This is a genomic window from Liquorilactobacillus sp. (assembly GCF_047719775.1).
Classification (GTDB): domain Bacteria; phylum Bacillota; class Bacilli; order Lactobacillales; family Lactobacillaceae; genus Liquorilactobacillus.
This window is the reverse complement of sequence record NZ_JBDNTS010000008.1, coordinates 90,290-98,477: the sequence shown is the minus strand read 5'-3', so window position 1 is coordinate 98,477 and position 8,188 is coordinate 90,290. Positions and strand designations below refer to the sequence as shown.

At 35.6% G+C, this 8,188-nt stretch carries 9 protein-coding genes; 3 read left to right on the top strand and 6 right to left on the bottom strand.

Features of this window, described 5'->3' with window-relative positions:
• The first annotated feature begins 216 nt into the window (after positions 1-216).
• Both ABF682_RS06195 and ABF682_RS06190 read left to right on the top strand, forming a co-directional pair.
• Positions 217-807, top strand: a complete 591-nt coding sequence (locus ABF682_RS06195) for a sugar O-acetyltransferase (RefSeq protein WP_415619292.1) — start codon at positions 217-219, stop codon at positions 805-807.
• Positions 808-830: 23 nt separating this feature from the next.
• Complete coding sequence (locus ABF682_RS06190; RefSeq protein WP_415619291.1) at positions 831-1,445, top strand: sugar O-acetyltransferase; 615 nt, start codon at positions 831-833, stop codon at positions 1,443-1,445.
• 89 nt (positions 1,446-1,534) lie between these two features.
• Here the strand turns inward: ABF682_RS06190 and ABF682_RS06185 are convergent, their stop codons facing one another.
• A complete protein-coding gene (locus ABF682_RS06185) occupies positions 1,535-1,846 on the bottom strand; it encodes a DUF2316 family protein (protein ID WP_415619290.1) in 312 nt (103 codons plus the stop codon).
• Between the two features lie 415 nt (positions 1,847-2,261).
• Between ABF682_RS06185 and ABF682_RS06180 the strand changes: the two genes are divergently transcribed.
• Positions 2,262-3,632, top strand: coding sequence for an NAD-dependent succinate-semialdehyde dehydrogenase (locus ABF682_RS06180; RefSeq protein WP_415619289.1), 1,371 nt, complete (start codon positions 2,262-2,264; stop codon positions 3,630-3,632).
• Between the two features lie 219 nt (positions 3,633-3,851).
• On the opposite strand, the gene ABF682_RS06175 is transcribed toward ABF682_RS06180, so the two are convergent.
• The 5 genes from ABF682_RS06175 to ABF682_RS06155 are packed head-to-tail and all read right to left on the bottom strand — an operon-like array spanning position 3,852 to position 8,188.
• Positions 3,852-5,534: a glycoside hydrolase family 13 protein gene (locus ABF682_RS06175; protein WP_415619288.1), complete on the bottom strand. Its 1,683-nt coding sequence runs from the start codon at positions 5,532-5,534 to the stop codon at positions 3,852-3,854.
• Positions 5,535-5,548: 14 nt separating this feature from the next.
• The gene (locus tag ABF682_RS06170; RefSeq protein WP_289979187.1) at positions 5,549-6,370 is read right to left on the bottom strand and encodes a PTS system mannose/fructose/sorbose family transporter subunit IID; all 822 of its coding nucleotides are present in this window, start codon (positions 6,368-6,370) and stop codon (positions 5,549-5,551) included.
• 14 nt (positions 6,371-6,384) lie between these two features.
• Entirely contained in the window at positions 6,385-7,224 is an 840-nt protein-coding gene (locus ABF682_RS06165) for a PTS mannose/fructose/sorbose/N-acetylgalactosamine transporter subunit IIC (RefSeq protein ID WP_289979186.1), read from the bottom strand.
• A 13-nt stretch (positions 7,225-7,237) separates the two neighbouring features.
• Positions 7,238-7,729 carry a PTS sugar transporter subunit IIB gene (locus ABF682_RS06160; protein WP_289979183.1) on the bottom strand — a complete coding sequence of 164 codons (492 nt, stop codon included), beginning with the start codon at positions 7,727-7,729 and terminating at the stop codon, positions 7,238-7,240.
• A gap of 36 nt (positions 7,730-7,765) precedes the next feature.
• Positions 7,766-8,188, bottom strand: coding sequence for a PTS sugar transporter subunit IIA (locus tag ABF682_RS06155; RefSeq protein ID WP_415619287.1), 423 nt, complete (start codon positions 8,186-8,188; stop codon positions 7,766-7,768).

Below are 8,188 nucleotides of genomic sequence, written 5' to 3'. Positions count from 1 at the left end.
GAAGAAATTAGTTTTTTGATATTTTATGTGGCTTTAGATCTAATAAAAGAAATTGTATTATAGAGTATATATTTAGTGAACCATGTGTTTTCGAACCAATAGTCTTTAATAATAATAATTTCTTGATTATAATGAATATGTTTACACGTTTTTGTAGAAAATATTTTGTATTAATGATTGGAAATTCTATACAATCTTTGGAGGGAGAAGTACAAAATGAATTTAAAAGAAAAGTTTGCTTATATGGCTACTGGAAGACCATATAATGATCTAGATCCATTGCTAATAAAGGCTCGAGAACAATCACAGTACATGACTAATAAAATTAATCATGAAGGAGATCCTCAAAAAAAGGAGTCTTTAATTTACAAATTATTTGGCAGTGCAAAAACATCTCCAGTAGTTAGTCCTAATTTTCGTTGTGAATTTGGATGTAATATTCACATAGGTGAGTACTTTTATGCCAATTATGATTGCACCATTTTAGATGGAGCAAAAGTTACAATAGGTGATCGGGTTCTTTTTGGACCGAAAGTAGGTCTTTATACTGCCAATCATTTATTTAATGCTCAAGAACGTGAAGCGGGTGGCTGTATTGCTAGGCCTATCACGATAGGAAATCGTTGCTGGTTGGCAGCTAATGTAACTGTTCTTCCCGGTGTTACAATTGGCAATGATACTATCATTGGTGCTGGCAGTGTCGTTACCCATAATATACCTAATAATGTAATTGCTGTTGGTAATCCTTGCAAGGTGCTAAGAAAGATAACAGATCAAGACAAAACTAATTTTAAAGGTCAGTTTTAATTTAAGATTGCGAGGAATTGATTATGGGAATTCAAAAAGAGCGTATGATTAACCAAGAATTATATTTAGCAGATGATGATGAGCTAAAAAAAGCTAGAAAAAAGGCCAAAGTTCTTATTAGAAAGTTCAATTCAGCCGATGAAGAGCATAAAAAGTATCGTTTACAATTAATCAAAGAACTTTTTAAGAATACAGGGAAAAATTACTATATTGAGCCCCCATTTCGGGTAGACTATGGTTTCAATATGTCAATTGGAGAAAATTTTTATGCTAATTATGATTGTATCTTTCTAGATATTGCTCCCATCAAGATTGGAGATAATGTTCTTTTGGGTCCAAGAGTTGGCTTGTATACTGCGGGGCACCCCGTTGACTCAGTAATCAGAAACCAAGGCTTTGAATATGGAAAATCAATTTCAATTGGCAATAATGTTTGGATAGGCGGTAATGCCATTATAAATCCAGGTGTTAGCATTGGAAATAATGTGATTATTGGATCAGGAAGTATCGTTACAAAAAACATTCCAAATAATGTCATTGCGGTTGGGAACCCGTGTCATGTACTTCGAAAAATAACAGTTGAGGATAAGAAATATTGGGAACACACAAGGAATAGATATCTTTCGGATGTAGAATAAATATAGGGTATTGTGGGAGTGTGCCATAAGTCGGGAAAATTTGAGTACTGAATCAAAATTTAACTTTTGACCCACCCCCTACTCTTTTGTTAATTATCACCAGGCGTTATTTCACGAGAATCAATAGCATGACTGTTTAAAAACCAATATCTATGGTAATCACCAACAAGTGAAGTAAATGGTATTGGTTCCCGTCCATTCTCTCTAACTTTTTCAATTAGGTAGTTACGCAAGATCCACGGATCGCTTATTGAATTTTGAGTTAGCGTCAATAAATGTTCTAACTTAGTGGAGCTAATATTTAGATCGGTAGAGATTTGTTGTTTTGTTAACCCACTGCGATTAAAATTTTCTTGTAATTCGTTGATTGTATTGATAATTTGTTGAGGACTTAGTGACATTTTACTTACTCCTTTTTGTAAATTGTTTCTTAAAAAATAATTTGTTTAGTAGCATTATTTTAAATAAAAGATAGTTATTTTAATATTGGCAATGAAGCATACATTAATTTTACCATAATTGAGAGTGAAATCAGTTTTACCTTATGACTAACGGTTCTGTAGTTTAATTTAATAGCTATTATAGAAGACAATCAGGTGGGATGAAAGGAAGTTAAATGGCACATATTATTCGTGAACTTTCGATAAAATTATAAGCACTTATTGCTTATAAATATAAATGAAGAACATAAATTTCATAAAAATTGTTTCAAACAAATATGCTTTGAGATAACTCTCAAGGGGGATTGATTTTATTAGCAATTGTTTACTATAATAATGATGTATTATCTCTAAAGGAGAAAGGGGAAGATTTTTAATGTCATATCGTGTAGTTAGCCCATATAATGGGAAACTGATCAAAGAATTTCCTGCAGCAACAGATGCAGAAGTTGAACAAACTTTAACAAATGCAAATAACTTTTATCAACAAGCTAAGGGGCAGTCAATTGAACAACGAGCAGAGCAATTATCTGCTTTAGCCGATGAATTTACTAAAAGAACTGATTATTATGCTAAATTTTTAACCACTAACATGGGTAAATTGATTAGCGAAGCCCGGGGGGAAGTAAAAAAGACAGTTGCCTTTGCGCGCTATTATGTTGATAAGGGTGCAGCAGCTTTGGAAGATCAAGATTATACTGCCATGGCTGGCGGTCGCAAAGCCCATCTTGAATTCAGTTCGATTGGTGCGATTGTTGCCGTTGAGCCTTGGAATTTTCCATATACTCAAGTTATGCGTGTCTTTGCACCCAATTTTATTCTTGGCAATCCAGTAATTCTTAAGCATGCTAGTATTGTTCCAGAATGTGCCCAGGCATTTGATGAGGCTTGCCAAGCTGCGGGCCTGCCAACAGGGGCTTTTAAAAATTTATTTGTGACTTATGATCAGGTCAATCAGATGATCAGTGATCCACGGGTCCAAGGTGTGGCTTTGACTGGTTCGGGAAAAGCGGGCAAGTTGATAGCGGCTGAAGCTGGGCATAATTTGAAAAAATCAACAATGGAACTCGGTGGCACAGATGTGTGCATTGTTTTAAATGATGCTGATTTGAAAAAGGCTGTCGCTGGTGCTGTCAGTGGACGTTTACGTAATTCTGGGCAGGCTTGTACATCAGCTAAACGTTACCTAGTCCAAAGTGGAATCTACGATGAATTTTTAACAGCTATCAAGAAGGAATTTGCCAAGTATCAGCTTGGTGATCCTTTGAATGAAAAAACAACGTTTGCTCCATTATCTTCAAAAAGTGCTCAGCAGCATCTGCAAGAACAGGTCAAGGCAGTTTTAGCTGGTGGCGCTAAAGTTTTGTGGGGTGACCCAACGCCAGTTGAGGGTCCAGGGGCATTCTTTAATCCTTTGATTATTAGCGGAATGACATATGACAATCCAATGTATGATCACGAGTTATTTGGACCAGTTGCTCAACTTTACAGAGTTGACGATGAAAAGCAAATCGTTGAGCTGGCAAACCATTCGAATTATGGTCTGGGTGGTGCGATTTATTCTGAAGATCTAAATAATGCTCGTAAATTAGCTTCAAAAATCGAAACGGGCCAAATTGCTGTTAATCAACCCTTATCTTCATTGCCAGAATTACCATTTGGTGGCATTAAAAAGTCTGGTTATGGTCGCGAGCTAAGCAACCTAGGAATCAGAGAATTTGCTAATACTAAAACAGTTTTAGGATGATGATTTAATAGATTCAATATTTTGCGAAATTATGCCACAGTTTCTCTTTTCTATACACCATTGCTAGTTAACGTAAAACTAATAACAAGAAGTAATAAATAGCGGAGGTAGGTCAAAAGTTAATTTTGACTCATCTCCGCTATTTATTAGGAATAATCTTGACTTATGTCACACTTTTGTTTTTATTGAAAAAATTTTAAAATTTGTAATGTTATGATATTAGGGAAGCTCTAAAATCATACTTTCCCATGGTCTTAAAATACCTGCTGCATTAGTTCGATCTAGATAATTAGCGAGAATTATCTGAGAGTCTTTCTCTGTTTCTTGTGGTAAGTAATCATGTATTTTTAACTGCTTATCACTAAGATTAGCAATAATCAGCCAAGACTTTTCAGCTAATGTTCGTTTGTATGCAAAGACATTTGAATCCTCTGGATAAAGCAATTCGTAAGCACCTTCTGTTAAAATATCATCTTCATGGCGAATTTTGATCAAAGCTTGATAGTATTTAAATACAGAATTTTCTTTTGTTTGGTCATCTGCTACATTAACTTCTTCATAATCGGGATTAACCTTAAACCAAGGTGTCCCATTGGTAAAGCCTGCATTCTTAGCATTACTCCACTGCATAGGTGTGCGTGCATGATCACGACTTATTTTATGGGCTGCTTTGAGAAAGTCGGCCTTTGAGATTGTCTTTTGTTCCAAAACAAGTTCACGATAATTATCTGTAAGTTCAATGTCTTCATAGTCTTCAATTCCAAAATTAGAATTTGTCATGCCTATTTCTTCACCCTGATAAACAAATGGTGTGCCTTGAAGTCCATGTAGTATTGTTGCGAAAGCTGTAGCACTTTCATAACGATATTGCTTGTCATTTCCCCAACGTGAAGTAGTTCGCGCCCGATCATGATTTTCAAAGTACAGTGCATTCCATCCATGATTTCTCAAATTCAGCTGCCAAGAAGACAAGATCCTTTTTAGCTTTACCAAATCCATTTGTTGAAGATCCCACCGACCATTCATCCCGTTTTTTGCACGATCAACATGCATATGTTCAAAAGTAAAAATCATATCCAATTCTTCACGATCGGGATCAACTAGTAATTGTGCATCCTCACTAGTTGAATCAGGTGATTCACCCACACTCATTATTGAAAATGGCTTCAGAACTTCTTGATTCATTTCATGGATAAATTCGTGCATTCGTGGACCATTATTTTGGTTTCCAACGACAAACGGTTTTTTATGTGGATTAGGATTGTTTGGGAAGTTCTGATCTTTAGAAATAGATGTTACTACATCCATCCGCCAGCCATCAACACCTTTTGCTTTCCAAAAACGCATCATATCATAAATATACTGCCGCACTCGTGGGTTTTCCCAATTCAAGTCAGGTTGTTGCTTTGCATAGTAGTGTAGATAGTATTGCTTGCGACTTTGATCCCATTCCCACGCAGAGCCGCCAAAGTTCGACCCCCAGTTATTAGGCTCACTGCCATCGTCTTTAGCATCGTGCCAGATATAAAAATCACTAAAAAAGTTGTCCTTAGATTTCCGGCTTTCTTTGAACCAGATACTTTGTTCTGAGGTATGATTAGCAACCATGTCCATAATAATTTTTATTCCATGCTTATGTGCTTTATTAATTAAGTGATAGATATCTTGATTTTCGCCAAACATTGGATCGATCTTACGATAATCTGTAATATCATAACCATTATCAACTTGTGGAGATAAGTAAACTGGACTAATCCAAATCCCATCAACACCTAATTCTACAAGATAATCTAATTTTTCTTCAATTCCTTTAATGTCACCTATCCCATCGCCATTAGTGTCTAGAAAGCTCTTGGGATAAACTTGGTAAATAATTGCGTTTTTCCACCAATCTTTTCTCAATTATTATGCACCTCCTAAGCAATTCCTAGCAATGATACAACTATTCCTAAAATTATTATTCCGAAAATCAAATAGTTAATTGAAACATTCTTCTTCTTTAATAAGTAAAAACATAATAGAGTAATCACCAACGGAATTACACCTTTGAAAATCTGGTCCAACATCACTTGTGTCTTTAAAACCGTCTTTCCAGCCATCATCATATTCCATTTTACGCTAAACAGTACCATTTTATCCGTCATGGCTCCAACCATGATTAGTCCTACAATACTTGCAGCTTTAGTCAAAATATTAATAAGTCCATTTTCATAAAGCTTTGAAATATATGTTGAGCCCAGTGTGTAACCCAGCTTCCCACCATACCAACGAACAGCCTGTACTGGTATATTAAAAATCAGCAAGAAAATAATTGGTGCAAGAAAATTACCTGATTTTGCCAAACCAATAGCAACACCAGCAGCAATTGCTTTTAATACACCCCAGAATACTGAATCACCAATTCCAGCTAATGGACCCATCAAACTAGTTTTTATTGCGTTAATAGAATCAGCATTAAAATCTTTCTTGGTTGCATTTTCTTTTTCCATTGATGCAGTAATTCCCATGATAAACGGACTCATAGCCAAATTAGTGTTGAAATACGACATTTGCCGCACCATAGCTTCTTTTTTATTTTCTGGATCTTTATAAAAATGATTAATAAACGGAAGCATTGCATATTCAAAACCTGAAGCACCTTGTTTTGCTGGTGTTACAGATGAATACAACATAAAGGAACGCCAGTACATTTGACGTAATAATTTTTGCTCATCTTTATTTAAAGTAGTATTTGCCATCTTTTTTCCCTCCATTACTCAAAAAAGTCATCATCTTCTACATTGGTTGCTTCACCAGCTACACTTGTACTGCGGACATTTGCGGCTAATGTTTTTTGCTCGGATATTTTTTTATTCATTTTATGCATCTCAAAATCACGCTGCCCAGTTACAACTCCAATTACAATTGCCATAACGGCTACTGCTATCAATGGAACATTGAAGTATGCAACTATTAGAAAACCTAAGAAGTAATATACTGAAATGTTATTCTGCCATAAAATTTTCATTAGCATAGCCATCCCGACAGCAGGCAAAAGATTTCCGGCAACCGTAAGGCCGTTGACAATTGTTTTCGGAATCATATTTAAAATTTCCTGTGTGGCCGTTGACCCAAAAAGAATAGCGAAAAATGGAATTAAAGAATAGATAAACCACTGTGATGCCCATAGTCCATAATGGAGTACAACTATTTGTTTTTGGTTACCTTGCTTAGCCAATGTATCAAATCTGCTGGCAAAAGGACCAACAAATAGCACATAAATTAACGTCTTAATCTGTAATCCTATAATTCCAATTGGAATTGCGATAGGCAAGGCAACACCTAATCCTCCGTGAAGATTAATTGCAAAAGCCACTGCTAGGGCGCTTGCTAACCCTGGCTCGGCTGAACTTGCACCTCCAATGTTAACAACACCCATAAAAATTGTTTCAAGTGCTGCACCCAATAATAAACCTGTCTGTAAGTCGCCCAATGCTAAGCCAACAAGAGGGCCAATCACAATTGGTCTACCTAACTGGGTGAAACCTAACAATTCTTGACCACCAACTGTTAACCATACTATCAAAGCAACCACTATAGCTTGATACAACATATTTGCTTCCTCCTTACAAATTCAATTTTTTCAAAACATTACTTGCTAATTCCTTTTTATCATCTGGTAAATTTTGAAGTGCAGCATTTGGATAAATTTCTACTAATTCCTTAAGACTTTCTATTTCTTGATCTGTTAGCATCACAAATTGAGTCAATGTTTTTTTATCTCCGTGCACTGATTTACCAACATTCCCAATATTGACATAATTAATATCCGCTATATTTTCAGCTAATGTTTTTGCATCCGCAATTGTTCTAACCAAAACCAGTAATTTCATTTTTTGGGCCCGGGGATCATTCAGTAAGTTAATTGCTCCATCCACTGTTTTGATAATAACCTTAATTCCTGTAGGAACAGCCATCTCAAGGGCCATTTTTTGCGTCTCATTTCCAGCAGTTTCGTCATTAGCGACCACAATACCATCTAAGTCAAGTGCTCTTGACCAGACCATCGCAATTTGTCCATGAATAAGTCTCTCATCTACTCGTAAAGCTTGAATCATATTAATCTCTCCTTTAGTTTTTTTCTGTTTGCTTACCTAGTCGAAAAAGTCTTGGTCATTTTCACTAAAATCTGATTGTAACTGCACCAGTTTTAAGTTGTCTTTTCCTTTTTTAATTACACTTTCAATAAAACTTTGTGTAATTTTTTCTTGTGAAAGTACTGTTTCTAAAATAACAGGCAAATTAAATCCGGCAATAATAAAGATATTTTTGTGTTCACTAGCCATAACACTGACCTTTTGATTGACACTGCCACCATATAAGTCAGTAAAAATCACTGCGCTATCTTCAATGTTTAGTTTATCGAAAAAATTATATAATTCATCACCCAATTCTTTTGTTTCATCTGTATATGCAGAAACATAACTGATGGGTTGTCCTTGACCAGCAAAAAGTTCAATCGTACTTTGAATTCCCTTTGCCAATTCGCCATGTGTTGCAATCAAATACTTGTTCAT

Coding starts and splice junctions, on each gene's coding strand:
- ABF682_RS06190 (WP_415619291.1), top strand. CDS start 831: ATGGGAATTCAAAAAGAGCGTATGATTAACCAAGAATTATATTTAGCA.
- ABF682_RS06165 (WP_289979186.1), bottom strand. CDS start 7,224: ATGTTGTATCAAGCTATAGTGGTTGCTTTGATAGTATGGTTAACAGTT.
- ABF682_RS06155 (WP_415619287.1), bottom strand. CDS start 8,188: ATGAACAAGTATTTGATTGCAACACATGGCGAATTGGCAAAGGGAATT.
- ABF682_RS06185 (WP_415619290.1), bottom strand. CDS start 1,846: ATGTCACTAAGTCCTCAACAAATTATCAATACAATCAACGAATTACAA.
- ABF682_RS06160 (WP_289979183.1), bottom strand. CDS start 7,729: ATGATTCAAGCTTTACGAGTAGATGAGAGACTTATTCATGGACAAATT.
- ABF682_RS06180 (WP_415619289.1), top strand. CDS start 2,262: ATGTCATATCGTGTAGTTAGCCCATATAATGGGAAACTGATCAAAGAA.
- ABF682_RS06170 (WP_289979187.1), bottom strand. CDS start 6,370: ATGGCAAATACTACTTTAAATAAAGATGAGCAAAAATTATTACGTCAA.
- ABF682_RS06195 (WP_415619292.1), top strand. CDS start 217: ATGAATTTAAAAGAAAAGTTTGCTTATATGGCTACTGGAAGACCATAT.